This window comes from Streptomyces sp. NPDC048415 (genome assembly GCF_040651675.1).
Lineage (GTDB): Bacteria > Actinomycetota > Actinomycetes > Streptomycetales > Streptomycetaceae > Streptomyces.
Map to the genome: position 1 here is coordinate 12,472 of NZ_JBEZKJ010000005.1, position 17,753 is coordinate 30,224.

Here is a 17,753-nt window from a genome sequence, read left to right on the forward strand (position 1 = left end):
TTACATGACCCACCCCTGGCAGGACCCCGCTCTGCCCGCAGGCGTCCGCGCCGCCGACCTGCTCGCCCGTATGACCACGCAGGAGAAGACCGCCCAGCTCTACAGCGTCTGGCCCGGCTCGAACGAGACCCCGGGCGGTGACATGGCGCCGCTGCAGCACGCCCTGTCCGAGGACATCGACCTGACCGGGCTGTTCCCGTACGGGCTCGGCCAGTTGACCCGCCCCTTCGGTACCGCCCCGGTCGATCCGGCCGAGGGCGCCGCCCGCCTCGCCTCCCTCCAGGAACGCATCCGCTCGGCCAACCGCTTCCGGCTGCCCGCCCTCGCCCACGAGGAGTGCCTCACCGGCTTCACCGCCTGGCAGGCGACCATCTTCCCCACCCCGCTCGCCTGGGGCGCGACCTTCGACCCCGCGCTGGTCAAGGAGATGGCGTCGGCGATCGGCACCTCGATGCGGTCGGTCGGCGTGCACCAGGGGCTCGCCCCCGTCCTCGACGTCGTACGGGATCCCCGCTGGGGCCGCACCGAGGAGGCGATCAGCGAGGACCCCTACCTCGTGGCGACCGTCGGCACCGCCTATGTGCAGGGCCTGGAGTCGGCGGGCGTCGTGGCCACGCTCAAGCACTTCGCCGGGTACTCGGCCTCCCGCGGCGCCCGCAACCACGCGCCCGCCTCGCTCGGCCCGCGTGAGCTGGCGGACGTCATCCTGCCGCCGTTCGAGATGGCCGTACGGGAGGGCGGTGCGCGGTCGGTGATGGCGGCGTACAACGACGTCGACGGGCTGCCCGCCCACGCGCACCACCGGCTGCTCACCCACCTCCTGCGGGATGAATGGCAGTTCACCGGCACGGTCGTCGCCGACTACTTCGGTGTCTCCTTCCTGGAATGGGCGCACGGGCTCACCGACTCCCCGGCGGGGGCGGCGGCGCTCGCGCTCGCGGCGGGCGTGGACGTCGAGCTCCCGGCGGTGCGGTGCTACGGGGCCGGGCCCCTCGACGAGGAGTTCGTGGACCGGGCGGCGCTGCGGGTCCTGACGCAGAAGTGCGAGCTGGGTCTGCTGGATCCGGACTGGGCGCCGCCCGCCGCCGACACCGCGGTCAGTCTCGATCCGCCTCATATGCGCGAACTTGCCCGGCAGTTGGCCGAGGAGTCGGTCGTTTTGCTCGCCAACGGCGGTGCGCTGCCGCTCGCGCCCGAGGTGCGTCGGATCGCCGTGCTCGGGCCGCTCGCCGACGACCCGGCGGCCATGCTCGGCTGCTACACCTTCCCCCGCCATGTCCTGCTGGACCATCCCGAGGTCCCGATGGGCGTCACCGTGACGACGCTGCTCGAAGGGCTGTGCGCGGAGTTTCCTGAGGCGGAGTTCACCGACGATCCGGTGGCCGCCGATGTGTGTGTGGTCGCGGTCGGGGACCGCTCCGGGCTGTTCGGGCGGGGCACGTCGGGCGAGGGCTGCGACGCGGCGGACCTGGAACTACCGGACGGACAAGGCGAGTTGGTGGACAAGGCGCTGGCCTCCGGGACGCCGGTCGTGCTGGTGCTTCTCTCCGGCCGCCCGTACGCGCTCGGCCGTTGGGCGGACCGGTGCGCGGCGGTGGTGCAGGCGTTCTTCGCGGGCCAGGAGGGCGGCCCCGCCGTGGCCGGGGTGCTGTCCGGGCGGGTCAACCCCTCGGGGCGGCTTCCGGTGAGCGTGCCGCGCGACCCCGCCGGACAGCCGTGGACCTATCTCGCCCCGCCGCTCGGCCTGCGCGGCGAGGCGAGCACCCTCGACCCCACGCCGCTGTTTCCGTTCGGGCACGGGCTGTCCTACACGTCGTACGCCTGGCAGCCGCCGTCGGTCGACGACAGCGCGTTCCCGACGGACGGCGAGACGACACTGCGCCTGACCGTCCGCAACACCGGGGAGCGGGCCGGCACCGAGGTCGTCCAGCTCTATCTGCACGACCCGGTCGGCAAGGTGGCCCGCCCGGTGGCCCGCCTGGTCGGCTACGCGCGGGTGCCGCTGGAGGCCGGCGCGTCCGCGGAAGTCCACTTCACCGTCCCGGCGGACCTGGCGTCGTACACCGGGCCCGACGGGGACCGGATCGTCGAACCGGGGGAGCTGGAGCTGCGGTTGGGGGTGTCCAGCGCCGACGGGGGTGTGCGGTACGCCGTCCCGGTGACGCTGACCGGGCCCGAGCGGGTGGTGGGGCCGGAGCGGCGGATGCGGTGCGAGGTGCGGGTGAAGTGAGAGCGGGTGCGGGAACGGGGCCGTTCGAAAGGGATAAGGCTCGAATCTTTCGAGCCATGCATCGAAAGACAGGGGACATCTATGGCGTCAAAGAGGGTTCGAGGTGCGGGCAGGCGAGGCTACGATCCCGCCCATGAACCCCGCGAAGCCGTTGAGGACCAGGGAAACCAGGGCGAGCGGGCGGTCGACGCAGACCGCGACGCTCGCCGAGATCGCCCGCGAGGCCGGCGTATCGGCTCCGACTGTTTCGAAGGTGCTCAACGGCCGCGCCGACGTCGCCCCGGCCACCCGCACCCGCGTGGAGGAGCTGCTGCGCGCCTACGGCTACCGGCGGCGCAGGGCCGAGGCGACCCGCTCGCCCCTCATCGACCTCGTCTTCCACGAGCTGGAGAGCGCCTGGGCGATGGAGGTCATCCGGGGCGTGGAGAACGTCGCCCGGGACGAGGGGCTGAGCGTGGTCCTCTCCGAGAGCGCGGGCCGGCTGACCCCCGGACGTACCTGGGCCGACCAGGTCGCCGCGCGCCGACCGCACGGCGTGATCCTCGTGCTGTCCGGGCTCGACGAGTCCGGGCGGGCGCTGCTGACCAGCAGATCCGTCCCCTTCGTGGTGATGGACCCGGCCGGCGACCCGGGCGACGACGTGCCGTCCATCGGCGCCACCAACTGGCACGGCGGACTGGCCGCGACGCGCCATCTGGTCGAGCTGGGCCACACCCGGATCGGCGCGATCACTGGGCCCTCGCGGATGATGTGCAGCCGCGCCAGGGTCGACGGGTACCGGGCCGCGCTGGAGACGGCGGGACTGCCCGTCGACCCGGCGCTGATCCGGTCCGGGAACTTCCACCACGACAGCGGCTATCGGGCGGGGCTCGAGCTGCTCCGCCTGCCCGACCGCCCCACCGCCGTCTTCGCGGGCAACGACCTGCAGGCGCTCGGTCTGTACGAGGCCGCGCGTGAGCTGGGCCTGCGCATCCCGGAGGACCTGAGCGTCGTCGGGTTCGACGATCTGCCGGTGGCGCGCTGGGTCGGCCCGCCGCTGACGACCGTACGGCAGCCGCTGACGGAGATGGCGGAGGCGGCGGCGAGGCTGGTGCTCGACCTGGGGCGCACCGAAGGGTCCTCCACGGCCACGAGGGTGGAGCTGGCGACGAGCCTGGTGGTACGGAGCAGCACGGGGGCGCCTGCGGCCTAGGCGCGTGCTGGCGAGTCGTCGTTCCGCGGCGCTTCGGGCCCTGGGTACGCGTTGGCGAGTCGTCGTTCCGTGGCGTTTTGGGCCTGGGCACGTGTTGGCGAGTCGTAGTTCCGTGGCGCTTCGGGCCTGGGGCACGCGTTGGCGAATTGCCGTTCCTGTCTTGATGGGTTGGTGTTTCCGTATTGACGCGTGGGGCATCGCGCTCCACACTCCACCGAAGTCAATCGGTTGCACGACCGAAACTTTCGGAGGCACCCGCAATGAGATCCTCCCGAACCTCCCGCACCCGCCGAATCTCCCGCGCCCCCCGAACCTCCCGCACCTCCTTACGCAGGCGAGTCGGCGCGCTGTTCACCGGCTGCGCGGCCGTGGCCGCCCTGCTCGCGGCCGGTGCGACGGCCCACGCGGCGGACACCCCGCTGCGCGAACTGGCCGCCGCCAAGGGCAAGGTGATCGGAACCGCCGTCACCGGCTCCAAGCTGACGGGCACATACGGCGACATCGCCGGAGCCCAGTTCAACTCGCTGACCCCCGGCAACGCCATGAAGTGGGGCACGGTCGAGCCCACCCGGGGCAGCTTCAACTGGGCCGAGGCCGACCAGATCGTCGCCTTCGCGCAGGCCCACAACCAGCAGGTACGCGGCCACACCCTCGTCTGGCACAGCCAGAACCCGAGCTGGCTGACAAACGGCACCTGGACCTCCGCCGAGCTGAGCGGTCTGCTCCAGGACCACATCACCACCGAAGTCACCCACTACAAAGGCAAGCTGGCCGCCTGGGACGTGGTCAACGAGCCCTTCAACGAGGACGGCACCTACCGCTCGACCCTCTGGTACAACGGCCTCGGCGCCGACTACATCGCCAACGCCCTGAGCTGGGCGCATGCCGCCGACCCGAGCGCCAAGCTCTACATCAACGACTACAACGTCGAGGGCGTCAACGCGAAGAGCACCGCCCTCTACAACCTGGTCAAGTCACTCAAGGAGCGCGGCGTCCCCATCGATGGCGTCGGCCTCCAGGCTCACCTCGTCCTCGGCCAGGTCCCCGCCACGCTCCAGCAGAACATCCAGCGCTTCGCCGACCTCGGCGTCGACGTCACGATCACCGAGCTGGACATTCGTATGCAACTTCCCGCCGACAATGCGAAGTTGACGCAGCAGGCCGCCGACTACAGGGCCGTCTTCGACGCCTGCGTGGCCGTGACCCGGTGCTACGGCGTCACCGTCTGGGGCTTCACCGACTCCGACTCCTGGGTCCCGGACGTCTTCTCGGGCTACGGCGCGGCGACTCCGTACGACGAGAACTACGCGCCCAAACCGGCGTACTACGCGATCGCCGCCTCGCTGGGCGGGACGTCGACGCCGCCGCCCGCGGGCGCCTGCGCGGCGACGTACAGCGTCACGAACCAGTGGAACACGGGCTTCACGGGACAGGTGAAAATAGCCTGCTCAGGGGCGGCGCTCTCCTCGTGGAAGGTGAGCTGGACGTATGGCGCGGGCCAGCAGATCACCCAGGCGTGGAACGCGAGCTGCACCCAGACGGGCACGGCGGTCAGCTGCGTCAGCGCCTCCTACAACGGGACGGTAGCGAGTGGCGGCTCGGTGACGTTCGGGTTCAACGCGTCCTGGAGCGGCAGCAACCCGGCACCGACGGTGACCTTGGGCTGAGTTGGTCCTGAGAAGTGTGAGATTTTCTGAAGAAAGGTGCCCTCACGCCCCTGCTCGTAATAATTCGGACTTACGTTCCTCTCCGTGACGGGACACGACGAGAACGGGACCGGGACCGGAAACGGGGACGAGGGCAGACCAGTGGGCCGGCGGTCGAGAGTGCTGAAGGCCGCCGGCCTCACCCTGGCGGGTGTCCTCGTGCTGGGCATCGCGACAGCGGGCTGGGCGTACTGGCACCTGAACCAGAACATCAAGATCGTCGACATCAACAGCGCGCTCGGCGACGACCGTCCGGCGAAGGCGGTGTCGACGCCCACGGCATCGGCGTCCGCCTCGGCCTCACCGCTGCCGAGCAGTGCCCTGAACATCCTCGTCCTCGGCTCCGACTCCCGCAGCGGCAAGCAGAACGCGAAACTCGGCGGCGGAAGCAGCTCCGGCGCCCGCTCCGACACGGCGATGGTCGTCCACATCGACGAGGGTCGTACGAAGGCGACGGTGGTGAGCATCCCCCGGGACACCCTGGTGACCCGCCCCTCGTGCCCCACGTCGTCCGGGGGGACGACCTCGGTGGCGTACAACGCGATGTTCAACAGCGCCTATTCGGTCGGCGGCCCGGTCTGCGCGGTGAAGACGGTCGAGTCCATGACCGATGTCCGGATGGACCACTACATCGAGATCGACTTCTCCGGATTCGCGGACCTCGTGGACGCGCTGGGCGGCGTCACGGTCACCACGGACGAGGATATCGACGACGACAAGAGCCATCTGCACCTGACGGCCGGGGAGCACCACCTGGACGGCACGAAGGCGCTGGCGCTGGCCCGCACCCGGCATGGCATAGGCGACGGCAGCGATCTGGGCCGCATAGGTCTCCAACAGAAGCTCGTCAAAGCGCTGTTGGAGCAGATCTCCTCGACCGATCTGCTCGCCGACCCCACCAAGCTCTACCAGGTCGCGAACGCCGTCACCGGCAGCCTGACGACGGACACGGGACTCGACTCCCTGGGCGAGCTGATGACCTTCGGCCAGAGCCTGAAGGGCCTGTCGTCCGCGGACGTCAAGACGGTGATGATGCCGGTGGTGACGGCTCCCTCCGACCCCAACCGGGTGGTGGCGAACGAGCCGGAGGCCAGCGCGCTGTGGGAGTCGCTGAAGTGAGCGCTCCCATGGCTTCTCTGGCGGGGAGCCGCTCGCATGGCTTCTCTGGCGGGGAGCCGCTCCCACGGCATGGCTCCCTGAAGTTGCGGTGCCTACAACCAAATTCGGAGCCTGTGAGTCTCGTGCGGTGATGGTGTCGCCGTAACGGGAGGGTCCCCCGATGTTTCCCCTGCGTTCGTACGCCCGTTGGGCAGCGCCACTCGCGGTCGGCCTGATCGCCCTGGCGCTCGGCCCGTCCAGTGCGGCTGCCACACCCTCGCCCGTACGCGACGACTTCAACGGCGACGGATACGCGGACCTCGCTGTCGCCGCCAACCAGGCCACCGTCGGCGGGCAGAGCAAGGCCGGATACGTCGCCGTGATGTACGGCGGCCCGCACGGACTCTCGGCGACCTCCAGTAGTCGACGGACCGTCATCAGCCGTGCGACCAGTGGCATTCCGGGCAGCCCTACCAAGGGCCAGGCCTTCGGGACCCAGCTGGCCAAGGGCGACCTGGACGGCGACGGCTACGCGGAGCTGGTCATCGGCACCGCAGGGGGCGGGGACGCGGTCGTCGTCTGGGGCGGGCCGCACGGGCTGTCCGGAGGCACGTCGGTTCCCGCCGACGTCACCCAGACCGGCGACTTCGACGGCGACGGCAGGCTCGACCTGGCGCTGTTCCGCCCCGGCTACACCGGCGGCGACGACCCCGGCGGCACCAAGGCCACCGTCTGGACGGGCCCGGTGAGCCGCACCGGCACCCCTGCCCACACCTCGGCCCTCGATCCTGGACACCTCCAGTACGTCGACGTCTCGGGCGGCGCCACCGGCGACACCGACGGCGACGGCCGCGACGACCTCGCGCTGACCGTGTACTGCGGCGACGGCAACTACTGCACGGAGATGTACCGTGCCACCGCCTCCGGCCTGGTGCGCACCGCCGCGCACGCCGGCGACCGCGCCGCAGCGTTCGGCGACCTCAACGGCGACGGATACGCCGACGTGGTCGCCGGAATCGGCTCCGACAACCGGATCGACGTCGCCTACGGCTCGGCGTCCGGCATCACGCAGAGCACCACGTGGAAGACGTTCACACAGGACAGCCCGGGTGTGCCGGGGACCGACGAGAGCGAGGACCTGTTCGGCACCGGTGTGGCCGTCGGGGACGTCACGGGTGACGGATACGACGACGTCGCCGTCGGCGTGCCCTGCGAGACCATCGGCGACGTCCAGTGCACCGGCGACGTCGTCCTCCTGCGCGGCAGCCGGGCCGGCCTGACCGGCACCGGCGCTCAGACCCTCAGCCAGAACAGCCCGGGTGTCCCCGGCACGTCCGAGACGAACGACATCTTCGGCTACACCGTCCAACTGCTCGACATCAACGGCAACGGCTACGCCGACCTGGCCGCCGCCGCCCCGAAGGAGAACTCCGGCAACGGCGCGGTGTGGTCCCTGCGCGGCCGCCCTACTGGCATCGTGCCGGACGCGGCGCTGGTCTTCGGCGGGAAGACGATCGGAGCGCCGTATGCGAAGGCGCGGTTCGGATTCGCGGTGAATTAGTGCCGCATCGCATGGCGGCGTTCGCCCTGTTGACTACCTCGCGCTCCTGGGCCCCCAACGCTGCACGAACAGTCCCTCGCCGCCGCGCAGGGGCCAACCGTCGACATCAGGGTGACTGCGGTCGCTGTAGTCCCTGAAGGAGCAGTTCGACCAATCGGCGGGGGTCATAGCGGGGGTCGCTGTCACGTCCGATGCAGAGGTTGCCGATGCCGCGCATCAGTTCGTAGGCGTGCGTACCGGGCCTGATTTCGCCAGTGTCTACGGCGGCGTCCAGCAACTGCGCGCAGACGGGCACCAAGCGGTCGAGGAAGTAGGTGTGCAGCGCGTCGAAGCCGCTGCTGTCCGATTGCAGCGCGTTGGCGAGGCCGTGCTTCGTGACCAGGAAATCGACGAAGAGGTCGACCCACTGACCGAGTGCTGCGAGCGGGGAGTCGGCACTGACCAGCAGGCTCGGGCCGGCCTCCGCGCATGCCTCGACCTGGTGGCGGTAGACGGCGACGACGAGATCCGCCCGAGTCGGGAAGTGGCGGTAGATCGTCCCCATCCCGACGCCTGCTCTGGCCGCGATCTCACGGATCGGTGCGTCGACGCCGGAGGTGACGAACACCGCGGCGGCGGCGGCAAGCAGCGTCTGCTGGTTGCGCAGCGCGTCGGCCCGCTTGCTTCGGGCCGGCACCTCCCCTGAGGGGCTTGCAGTGGGCACCACGCTCTCCTTCCGACGGCCGTTGACGAAACGGAACACTGCTCCGTATATTAATCGGAACAACGCTCCGTTTCAGCCTAGCTGAAGCGGGACGCTCCCGACCGCCTCGCCCGCCGTCAGCCGAACGAGACCGGCAGCCGAGGCCATTGAAGGGACATACGCATCATGAGTGCATCGACTTACCCGGCCGACACCTATCGCTCGCCCACTCCAGTTCTTTCGGTCAGTCCGGTAGTGCTGTCAGCTCCCGGCCGAGCCGTGGACCTTCAGGTGCGAGTCTCCGCGCCCGTGACCGGGAGCGATCTGCCGGTCATCTTCCTCTCGCACGGTCAGGGCTACTCGAACAACCTCTCCTCGCTGAACGGCTACGCCCCCCTCGCCAACTTCTGGGCGGCGCACGGCTTCGTCGTGATCCAGCCCACCCACCTGAGCTCCAGGACGCTGAGCCTGGATCCCGACACCCCCGGGGCGCCTCTGTACTGGCGATCACGGGCCGAGGACATGAAGCGCATCCTCGACCAGCTCGACGTGATCGAGGCCGCCGTCCCGCAGCTCCTCGGGCGCCTGGACCACAGCAAGGTCGCCGTAGCCGGGCACTCGATGGGCGGGCACACCGCGAGCCTGCTGCTGGGCGCCCGGCTCACCGACCCGCACGACGGAACGGAAGTGAACCTGGCCGAGCCCCGCATCAAGGCGGGTGTACTGCTTGCCGCGCCCGGCAGAGGCGGCGATGCCCTCACCGAGTCCGTAGCCGAGAATCTTTCTTTCTTGCTGACCACGGACTTCTCCGAGATGACGACGCCCACGCTCGTGGTCGCCGGCGACAAGGACATCTCCGCCCACCTGACGGTTCGGGGCCCGGACTGGCACACCGATCCGTACTTCCTCTCCCCGGGCTCCAAGTCCCTGCTCACCCTGTTCGACGCAGAGCACGGGCTCGGCGGGGTCTCTGGATACGACGTCGCCGAGACCACCGACGAGAACCCCGAGCGAGTGTCCGCGGTCCAGCGGCTCACCTGGGCCTACCTCCGCGCAGAGCTCTACCCCGGGGATGCCGCTTGGCAGGCGGCACGTGACGCGCTGACAGCCGACCCCAACCCGCTCGGACGAGTCGAATCCAAGTAAGCCGAATCTTGCCCGCCTCAGGAAATCTGGCCTTCCGGTGGCCGACGGACCGCTCGCCGACCAAAACGCCCGGCAAAACGCCACGACCTGCGGAAACGGCCCTCGCGGAAAAAGCTTCGAAGAATTCCGGGGACAGTGTCGAAACCAGCGTCTCCCGTTCGACGCATGGGTGAGAGGCGGGGAGAGACTCCGTCTCCCGAGACCGAAGGAGTCACCATGCCGCGCTACCTGTCGATCGTCCGTATCGATGAGACCACCGCGCCCCCGGAGGGCCCCAGCCCCGAGCTGATGGAGCGCATGGGAGAGCTGATCGAGGAGATCACCAAGGCCGGGGTCATGCTCGACACCGCCGGGCTGACGCCCCAGAGTGACGGGAAGCGGGTCCGCTGGGAGAGCGGGAACGTCACTGTCACGGACGGCCCCTTCACTGAGTCCAAGGAGGTCATCGGCGGCTACGCCATCACCCAGTGCAAGGACATGGACGAGGCGGTCGAGTGGACCAAGCGGTTCGTGAAGGTGCACGAGGAGTACTGGACGGTGACCTGCGAGGTCCGCGAGATCGCGGAGGGCTGAGCGGGGGGCTGAGCGGGGGGCTGAGCGGAGGGACGAGTCACTCGTCCCTCCGGCAACGGCTGACCGCCCGGGGCGGTGCCCTGTCCTGCCGCCACCTTGGTTGCCCCGTTCTCATCCGCGTCGCGGGTGAAGCCGCAGGACACGCAGGCGAACTCGGCCTGGTTCTTGCGCGAGTTCTTGTCGATCCCTCCGCAGGCGCCGCATCGCAGAGAGGTGTAAGGGGCGGACACGCCCTCGACGTGGCCCGGTGCTCTGTGTCCGGTGCGCCGACGGAGCGGGCCCCAGCCCTGGGCGAGGACAGCCCAGGTCGCCTCGCGAGCTTTGACCTCGGAGACCTCGACGACCTCGGAGACCTCGGCGACCGCGTCGTACCCGGCTGCCTGCCGCTCGCTGCCCTCGGCGGCGCGAGCGGCACGCCGCTGAGGCTTGCGGATCTGCGCCCGCTCCTCTCCGGAACCCGGCCGTGGCCCCGTCCTGGGATTACTGTGGGGCCATGAACAAGCTGCTCACTGCCGTCTTGGGTGAGACGCCGAATCGACCTGACGGCGATTGGCCTGTCGCTGCCCCGAAACGCCGGGGCTCGCCTTCACCCCTGGCTTGAAGGTCGAGGCACCCTGCGAGGAAACAGTGGAACAGCAGCGCACCGCCACGGCAGCCGGCACCACCGAAACCGTCTTCCGCATCGAGTCCCCCCGCATCATCGCGGGCGTGGCCCGCATCGTCCGCGACATCGGCATCGCCGAGGAACTCGCGCAGGACGCCCTGGTCGCGGCGCTTGAGCAGTGGCCGCGGGACGGGGTGCCGGACAATCCGGGCGCCTGGCTCATGACCACGGCCAAGCGTCGCGCGATCGATCTGGTACGCCGTCAGGAGCGGTACGCGAGCAAGCTGGAGGAGGTGGGGCGGGATCTGTCGGTGACCGCCCCACACCACCTCGACGACGTCTGCGACCCGGACGACATCGACGACGACCTGCTGCGACTGGTCTTCACCGCCTGCCACCCCGTCCTGTCCGCCGAGGCCCGCATCGCCCTCACCCTGCGCCTCCTCGGCGGTCTGACCACCGCCGAGATCGCCCGCGCCTTCCTCGCCCCCGAGGCGACGATCGCCCAGCGCATCGTGCGCGCCAAGCGGACGCTGGCGGCGAAGGGGGTCGACTTCGAGGTCCCGTACGGCCCGGAGCGCGAGGCCCGTCTCGGGTCCGTGCTGGAGGTCATCTACCTGATCTTCAACGAGGGTTACGCCGCCACCGCGGGCGACGACTGGCTGCGCCCCGCCCTCTGCGAGGACGCGCTCAGACTGGCTCGCGTGCTGGCCGAGTTGATGCCCAAGGAGCCAGAAGTACACGGCCTTGTCTCGTTGCTGGAGCTGCAGGAGTCCCGCGCAGCCGCCCGCATCGGGCCATCCGGTGAACCGGTTCTGCTCAAGGACCAAAGCCGCCGCCGCTGGAACCGCATGCTGATCCGCCGCGGTTTCGCCGCCCTCGGCCGCGCGGGCGCCGTCGCGACCGGCGGCCCCGGCCCGTACGCCCTCCAGGCCGCGATCGCCGCGTGCCACGCGCGGGCGTACGCGTACGAGGACACGGACTGGGGGCAGATCGCCACTCTGTACGAGCTCCTCGCGGCCCGATCACCTTCACCCGTCGTCGAGTTGAACCGTGCCGTCGCCGTCTCGATGGCGGACGGCCCCGGCCCCGCTCTGGAGATCGTCGACGCCCTCACCGACGAACCCGCGCTGCGCGACTACCACTTGCTGCCCAGCGTGCGCGGAGATCTGCTCGCCCGGCTCGGGCGTACGGCCGAGGCGCGGCCCGAGTTCGAACGGGCGATCGGGATGACCCGTAACGAGCCGGAGAGGGAGCTGCTGCGGGCACGAATCCGGGAGCTGGACGCGCCGTCCTGACCAGGGCGCCTTTCGTTTCCGTGGTCACACCGACAACTCTGCTGGCGACCGACGGCAAAATCGCCGTGGTCAGTGACGGCATCATTACGTCGCTGCATACGGCGAGCGTCGCGGGCGGCTCCGCGACACGGCGTGGCGGTCTTCGGCGGCACCGGCTCGGTGTCGGCGACGGCGCTGAACTCCGCGGGCGCGGCGATCAGCGCGAGCAGCGGCCAGTGGAGGTACAGGCCGTACTACAACGGCGTACCGGCCGCGGCGAGTTCGTACGCATCGGCCGGCTCGGTCACCGGTACGGGCGCCCCATGGGAGCACACCGGCACTGTGCTCGGTCCCGTCACCGGGCCGGACTTGACCTCCCTCAAGACCGACCACCGCCAGTGGGCGGCGTCGCGGGTGCCCCCACCAGCATGGTCGGGGCACCCGCCACCCGGGTGAGAAAGACCGTCGCGGCCCTCGCCCCGTGCGACTTGGGCAGCACCTTCCGCCGCAGCTCCTCCGGCTCGACGGCCGACCCCCGCTTCTTCACGGTCAGCACACCGACCTCCCGCTCCCGCAGAAGCGCCTTCAACTTCTTGACGCTGAAGGGGAGTTGATCCGTGATCTCGTACGCGGAGGCGTACGGCGTCGGGCGCAGCTCGTCCGCCGTGATGTACGCGATGGTCTCGTCGACGAGGCCGCCGTCGAGGTCCTCGGCCACCTCCGCGACCAGATGCGCCCGGATGACGGCGCCGTCGGGTTCGTACAAGTACCGCCCCAGCGGCCGGACTCGAGGGTTCGGTAGCCCCCGTCCGCGCAGCTCGCGCGGGCCCGGCAGCAGCGTGGCCCGCACCAGCCCCGGCTCCGTGCCGAACCACAGCACGGCCTCCTTCACATCCCCGCCGTCCGAGATCCACTCGGCCTCCGCCTCGGCGGGGACGGCCTCGTGGGGAATGCCGGGGGCGATCTTGAGGGCGGCGAGCGGAGCCTTCACGGCAGCTCCGATCGCCCAGGACAGCGGCGGCGAGTACGCCTCAGGGTCGAAGACCCGGCCACGGCCGCCGCGCCGCCCCGGGTCCACGAAGACCGCGTCGTACGCCGTCGGGTCCACCTCGGTGACATCCGCCTCGCGCACCTCGATCAGGTCCGCGAGGCCCAGCGCGTCGGCGTTCGCACGCGCGAGCGTCGCCGTCAGCGGGTCCCGGTCGACGGCGAGGACGCGGATCCCGGCGCGGGCCAGCGCGATCGCGTCGCCGCCGATGCCGCAGCACAGGTCGGCGACGGAGCGGACGCCCAGCGCGCGCAGCCGCTCCGCGCGGTACGCCGCCACGCTCGTCCGCGTCGACTGCTCGACCCCGTTCGGGGTGAAGAACATCCGCTCCGCGTCCTCGGCGCCGAACTTCGCCGCCGCCCGCTGCCGCAGCCGCGCCTGCCCGAGGGCCGCCGAGACCAGTTCGGCCGGGTGTTCGCGGCGCAGCCGGGTGGCGACGGCCAGTTCCCGCGCCGGATCGGTGCCGCGCACCTCGTCGAGCAGGGCGAGGCCCTCGGGGGTGAGGAGGGAGGCGAAGGAGACGTCGTTCACCGGGCCATTGTGGGCCAGTCGGTGGACGGTGCGCTTCCGACGGCGGTGTCGGAGCCTCGAGCGGGACATGACCTGGGAGTATCCGGCGCCATGCGACCAGTACGACAAAAGTATAAAAATGGTTCAAAAGGCGCCGGTGTCGGCGCACGAGCGCACGGCGCCGGCCTCCGTGGGGGAGTCGCCGCGCTCGCCCTCGCCGCCCTCGTCTCCGGCTGTGCCGACGCCGGCTCGCAGGGCGTGGCGCCGGCCCACGGTCAGCAGGCGAAGCTGCACGCGCCCCCCGCCCGCGCCCTGGACTCGTACGCCACCCGGCTCGGCCTCGCGCAGGCCCGGCGCGTCGCCGCGGCCAAGCGCTGGGGGCTGACCGAGGCCCCCCTGACACCCCCGGCGCCGCCTGCGAAGAAGCCGTTGATCACCGCGCGCGCCGGCTTCGAGGTGGACGATCAGGAAGAGCTGGGGCTGCCGCCCGTCTTCACCACCATCCCCACCAAGGACAAGGTCGTCTTCCTCACCATCGACGACGGTGAGGAGAAGGACCCGAAGTTCCTGCGGATGATGAGCGACCTGAAGATCCCGTACAGCGCCTTCCTCAGCGACTACCTGATCAGCGACAACTACGGGTACTTCCGCAAGATGCGCGACCGGGGCGTCACCCTCAACAACCACACGCTGCACCACCCCTACCTGCCCGGACTGTCGTACCAGGAGCAGAAGCACGAGATCTGCGGCATGCAGAACGTGATGAGGAGGCAGTTCGGCAAGCGCCCGACGGTCTTCCGGCCGCCGTACGGCAACTACAACCAGGACACCCTGCGCGCCGCCAAGACCTGCGGCATCAAGTACGCCCCCATCTGGGACGAGGAAGTCTTCGTCGACCACTGGGAGTACCGCGAGTGGGACCGCGACCTGCACCCCGGCGACATCGTCCTCACCCACTTCCGGGGCCGCAACGACTGGAAGGGCACCATGCCCGACATGGTCCGCCGCTTTCTGAAGAGGGTGACGGACGAGGGGTACGCGGTGGCGCGCCTGGAGGACTACCTGTGAGGGTGCGCGCGCTGGTCGCCGGGCTGCTCGCCGTCGTGCTGCTGACCGGCTGCGCCCAGTCCGTCGACCCGATCGAGCGGCTGGGCAAGAAGGCGGCGCAGCGGGTACGGCCGCATGACTCGGCGTACCGCCGCTGGGGGCTGGCCGCCCCGCTCGCCCGCGCGCCGAGACCGCCCGCCCGGTTCACCGCGCGCACCGAGGGTCCGGGCCTGCCACCCGTCGTGGACCATGTCCGCACCCGCGACAGGGTGGTCTTCCTGACCTACGACGACGGCGCCGAGCGGGATCCCCGGTTCGTCGACATGGTCCGTGAACTGCGGCTGCCCGTCAGCATGTTCCTCACGGACAGTGTCGTCGGGCCGGGGTACGGACACTTCGCCCGACTGCGCGCGGTCGGCGCGAGCGTCCAGAACCACACTCTCGACCACGCCTCCCTGCGCGGCCTGCCGTACGCGGGCCAGCGCGCCGAGATCTGCGGCCAGCAGGACAAGCTCAAGCGGCGCTTCGGCCTCCGGCCCCGGCTGCTCCGTCCGCCGTACGGCTCCTACGACACCACCACGTTGCGCGCCGCAGCGGACTGCGGGGTCGCGGCCATCGTTCTGGGGCGACGGGTCAGCCCACGGCGCCTCCACGCGGGCGACATCCTGCTCGGCTCCGACGGCCCGAACCCCACGCGGACGACGACACGCCTGCTCCGGCGCATGCAGACCCAGGGCCTCGCACCGGCCCGCTTGGAGGACTACCTGTAGCTGTTCGGCCCGTCCGGCGTACTCGAGATCCGGCGGCGCGCCGCGCGCTTTTGGCACTCCGCTTGACCGAGTGCTAATCGCAGTCATAGTCTCAGGTCTGGCACTCCCCCCTGGAGAGTGCCAATAGCGACGGGCAGGTCCGGCACCCGCGACGACGGATCGACCTGGTCGCCACCTCAGACAGTTAACCCCGTGAGATCTCCGAAGGGGGAGGTCGGATCGTGACGACCGCCAGCTCCAAGGTTGCCATCAAGCCGCTCGAGGACCGCATTGTGGTCCAGCCGCTCGACGCCGAGCAGACCACGGCCTCTGGCCTGGTCATCCCGGACACCGCGAAGGAGAAGCCCCAGGAGGGCGTCGTCCTTGCCGTGGGCCCGGGCCGCTTCGAGGACGGTAACCGTCTTCCGCTCGACGTCACTGTCGGCGACGTCGTGCTGTACAGCAAGTACGGCGGCACCGAGGTGAAGTACAACGGCGAGGAGTACCTCGTCCTCTCGGCTCGCGACGTGCTCGCGATCATCGAGAAGTAATTCACCCAGTTTTGCAGTGAACTGCGCCCCTGGCCCCCGCGACCTTCAAAAGCCGGGCGCTGGGGGCGCAGTTCGTTTCTCCCAAAGTTTCCGAGAGGGCTGAATCGCTCCCATGGCGAAGATCCTGAAGTTCGACGAGGACGCCCGTCGCGCCCTTGAGCGCGGCGTCAACAAGCTTGCCGACACGGTGAAGGTGACGATCGGCCCCAAGGGCCGCAACGTCGTCATCGACAAGAAGTTCGGCGCACCCACCATCACCAACGACGGTGTCACCATCGCCCGCGAGGTCGAGGTCGACGACCCGTTCGAGAACCTCGGCGCCCAGCTGGTGAAGGAGGTGGCGACCAAGACCAACGACATCGCGGGTGACGGTACGACCACCGCCACCGTGCTCGCCCAGGCGCTCGTGCGCGAGGGCCTGCGCAACGTCGCCGCGGGTGCCTCCCCGGCGCTGCTGAAGAAGGGCATCGACGCGGCCGTCAAGGCCGTCTCGGACGAGCTCCTCGCCACCGCGCGCCCGATCGACGAGAAGTCCGACATCGCCGCCGTCGCCGGTCTGTCCGCCCAGGACCCGCAGGTCGGCGAGCTCATCGCCGAGGCGATGGACAAGGTCGGCAAGGACGGTGTCATCACCGTCGAGGAGTCCAACACCTTCGGTCTTGAGCTGGACTTCACCGAGGGCATGGCTTTCGACAAGGGCTACCTGTCGCCGTACTTCGTGACGGACCAGGAGCGCATGGAGGCCGTCCTGGAGGACCCGTACATCCTCATCCACCAGGGCAAGATCTCCTCGATCCAGGACCTGCTGCCCCTCCTTGAGAAGGTCATCCAGTCCAACGCCTCGAAGCCGCTGCTGATCATCGCCGAGGACGTCGAGGGCGAGGCCCTGTCGACCCTGGTCGTGAACAAGATCCGCGGCACCTTCAACGCCGTCGCGGTGAAGGCCCCCGGCTTCGGTGACCGTCGCAAGGCCATGCTCGGCGACATCGCCACCCTCACCGGTGGTCAGGTCATCGCCGAGGAGGTCGGCCTCAAGCTCGACCAGGTCGGTCTGGACGTGCTGGGCAGCGCCCGCCGCGTGACCGTCACCAAGGACGACACCACCATCGTCGACGGTGGCGGCAGCTCCGACGAGGTCGCCGGCCGGATCAACCAGATCAAGGCCGAGATCGAGAACACCGACTCCGACTGGGACCGCGAGAAGCTCCAGGAGCGCCTCGCGAAGCTGGCCGGCGGCGTGTGCGTGATCAAGGTCGGCGCCGCCACCGAGGTCGAGCTCAAGGAGAAGAAGCACCGTCTGGAGGACGCCATCTCCGCGACCCGCGCCGCGGTCGAGGAGGGCATCGTCTCCGGTGGTGGCTCCGCGCTCGTCCACGCCGTCAAGGTTCTCGAGGGCAACCTCGGCAAGACCGGCGACGAGGCCACGGGTGTCGCGGTCGTCCGCCGCGCCGCCGTCGAGCCGCTGCGCTGGATCGCCGAGAACGCCGGCCTCGAGGGTTACGTCATCACCTCCAAGGTCGCCGAGCTCGACAAGGGCCAGGGCTTCAACGCCGCCACCGGTGAGTACGGCGACCTGGTGAAGGCCGGCGTCATCGACCCGGTCAAGGTCACCCGCTCCGCCCTGGAGAACGCCGCCTCCATCGCCTCGCTGCTGCTCACGACCGAGACCCTGGTCGTCGAGAAGCCGGCCGAGGAAGAGGGCGACGCCGGTCACGGCCACGGCCACGGTCACTCGCACTGACCCATCGGGCCCCGAGGAAGCCCCCGTTCCCTGCAGGG

The 17,753-nt window shown here is 70.1% G+C and carries 14 protein-coding genes and 1 pseudogene; 12 read left to right on the plus strand and 3 right to left on the minus strand.

Annotated elements, in window-relative coordinates:
- The first annotated feature begins 4 nt into the window (after positions 1-4).
- The 5 genes from AB0D27_RS05635 to AB0D27_RS05655 all read left to right on the plus strand — a co-directional run bounded on the left by AB0D27_RS05635 (position 5) and on the right by AB0D27_RS05655 (position 7,787).
- A complete protein-coding gene (locus AB0D27_RS05635; RefSeq protein WP_362502426.1) occupies positions 5-2,230 on the plus strand; it encodes a glycoside hydrolase family 3 N-terminal domain-containing protein in 2,226 nt (741 codons plus the stop codon).
- 133 nt (positions 2,231-2,363) lie between these two features.
- On the plus strand, positions 2,364-3,422 hold the full coding sequence (locus AB0D27_RS05640; RefSeq protein ID WP_362502429.1) for a LacI family DNA-binding transcriptional regulator: 1,059 nt from the start codon (positions 2,364-2,366) through the stop codon (positions 3,420-3,422).
- A gap of 260 nt (positions 3,423-3,682) precedes the next feature.
- Positions 3,683-5,089 (plus strand): endo-1,4-beta-xylanase, encoded by a 1,407-nt coding sequence (locus AB0D27_RS05645; RefSeq protein WP_362502432.1) that lies wholly within the window; start codon positions 3,683-3,685, stop codon positions 5,087-5,089.
- 141 nt (positions 5,090-5,230) lie between these two features.
- On the plus strand, positions 5,231-6,247 hold the full coding sequence (locus AB0D27_RS05650; protein ID WP_362502878.1) for an LCP family protein: 1,017 nt from the start codon (positions 5,231-5,233) through the stop codon (positions 6,245-6,247).
- A 160-nt stretch (positions 6,248-6,407) separates the two neighbouring features.
- Complete coding sequence (locus AB0D27_RS05655; RefSeq protein WP_362502435.1) at positions 6,408-7,787, plus strand: FG-GAP-like repeat-containing protein; 1,380 nt, start codon at positions 6,408-6,410, stop codon at positions 7,785-7,787.
- Between the two features lie 106 nt (positions 7,788-7,893).
- Here AB0D27_RS05655 and AB0D27_RS05660 read toward each other — a convergent pair whose 3' ends face one another.
- Positions 7,894-8,490: a TetR/AcrR family transcriptional regulator gene (locus tag AB0D27_RS05660; RefSeq protein ID WP_362502438.1), complete on the minus strand. Its 597-nt coding sequence runs from the start codon at positions 8,488-8,490 to the stop codon at positions 7,894-7,896.
- A 165-nt stretch (positions 8,491-8,655) separates the two neighbouring features.
- Between AB0D27_RS05660 and AB0D27_RS05665 the strand changes: the two genes are divergently transcribed.
- A complete protein-coding gene (locus AB0D27_RS05665; protein WP_362502441.1) occupies positions 8,656-9,615 on the plus strand; it encodes a chlorophyllase in 960 nt (319 codons plus the stop codon).
- Positions 9,616-9,831: 216 nt separating this feature from the next.
- Positions 9,832-10,188: a YciI family protein gene (locus tag AB0D27_RS05670; protein WP_362502444.1), complete on the plus strand. Its 357-nt coding sequence runs from the start codon at positions 9,832-9,834 to the stop codon at positions 10,186-10,188.
- A gap of 158 nt (positions 10,189-10,346) precedes the next feature.
- Here AB0D27_RS05670 and AB0D27_RS05675 read toward each other — a convergent pair.
- Positions 10,347-10,418, minus strand: a pseudogene (locus AB0D27_RS05675) (hypothetical protein); the annotation flags it as partial.
- A 397-nt stretch (positions 10,419-10,815) separates the two neighbouring features.
- On the opposite strand from AB0D27_RS05675, the gene AB0D27_RS05680 reads away from it, so the two are divergent.
- Positions 10,816-12,090 (plus strand): RNA polymerase sigma factor, encoded by a 1,275-nt coding sequence (locus AB0D27_RS05680; protein ID WP_362502446.1) that lies wholly within the window; start codon positions 10,816-10,818, stop codon positions 12,088-12,090.
- 358 nt (positions 12,091-12,448) lie between these two features.
- On the opposite strand, the gene AB0D27_RS05685 is transcribed toward AB0D27_RS05680, so the two are convergent.
- Complete coding sequence (locus tag AB0D27_RS05685) at positions 12,449-13,648, minus strand: methyltransferase domain-containing protein (RefSeq protein WP_362502449.1); 1,200 nt, start codon at positions 13,646-13,648, stop codon at positions 12,449-12,451.
- Between the two features lie 90 nt (positions 13,649-13,738).
- Here AB0D27_RS05685 and AB0D27_RS05690 point away from each other — a divergent pair, with 90 nt between their 5' ends.
- The 4 genes from AB0D27_RS05690 (at position 13,739) to groL (ending at position 17,715) form a co-directional block, all read left to right on the plus strand.
- Positions 13,739-14,695 carry a polysaccharide deacetylase family protein gene (locus AB0D27_RS05690; protein ID WP_362502452.1) on the plus strand — a complete coding sequence of 319 codons (957 nt, stop codon included), beginning with the start codon at positions 13,739-13,741 and terminating at the stop codon, positions 14,693-14,695.
- Entirely contained in the window at positions 14,692-15,444 is a 753-nt protein-coding gene (locus AB0D27_RS05695; protein WP_362502454.1) for a polysaccharide deacetylase family protein, read from the plus strand. The genes AB0D27_RS05690 and AB0D27_RS05695 overlap by 4 nt, the downstream gene beginning before the upstream one ends.
- A gap of 221 nt (positions 15,445-15,665) precedes the next feature.
- On the plus strand, positions 15,666-15,974 hold the full coding sequence (groES, locus tag AB0D27_RS05700; protein ID WP_077796719.1) for a co-chaperone GroES: 309 nt from the start codon (positions 15,666-15,668) through the stop codon (positions 15,972-15,974).
- A 112-nt stretch (positions 15,975-16,086) separates the two neighbouring features.
- Positions 16,087-17,715, plus strand: coding sequence for a chaperonin GroEL (gene groL / locus AB0D27_RS05705; RefSeq protein ID WP_362502458.1), 1,629 nt, complete (start codon positions 16,087-16,089; stop codon positions 17,713-17,715).
- Positions 17,716-17,753: the final 38 nt, after the last annotated feature.

What these genes read in the sequence shown, in the direction of transcription:
- AB0D27_RS05655 (WP_362502435.1), top strand. Translation starts at nt 6,408, where the DNA reads ATGTTTCCCCTGCGTTCGTACGCCCGTTGGGCAGCGCCACTCGCGGTC.
- groL (WP_362502458.1), top strand. Translation starts at nt 16,087, where the DNA reads ATGGCGAAGATCCTGAAGTTCGACGAGGACGCCCGTCGCGCCCTTGAG.
- AB0D27_RS05640 (WP_362502429.1), top strand. Translation starts at nt 2,364, where the DNA reads ATGAACCCCGCGAAGCCGTTGAGGACCAGGGAAACCAGGGCGAGCGGG.
- AB0D27_RS05690 (WP_362502452.1), top strand. Translation starts at nt 13,739, where the DNA reads ATGCGACCAGTACGACAAAAGTATAAAAATGGTTCAAAAGGCGCCGGT.
- AB0D27_RS05645 (WP_362502432.1), top strand. Translation starts at nt 3,683, where the DNA reads ATGAGATCCTCCCGAACCTCCCGCACCCGCCGAATCTCCCGCGCCCCC.
- AB0D27_RS05665 (WP_362502441.1), top strand. Translation starts at nt 8,656, where the DNA reads ATGAGTGCATCGACTTACCCGGCCGACACCTATCGCTCGCCCACTCCA.
- AB0D27_RS05635 (WP_362502426.1), top strand. Translation starts at nt 5, where the DNA reads ATGACCCACCCCTGGCAGGACCCCGCTCTGCCCGCAGGCGTCCGCGCC.
- AB0D27_RS05670 (WP_362502444.1), top strand. Translation starts at nt 9,832, where the DNA reads ATGCCGCGCTACCTGTCGATCGTCCGTATCGATGAGACCACCGCGCCC.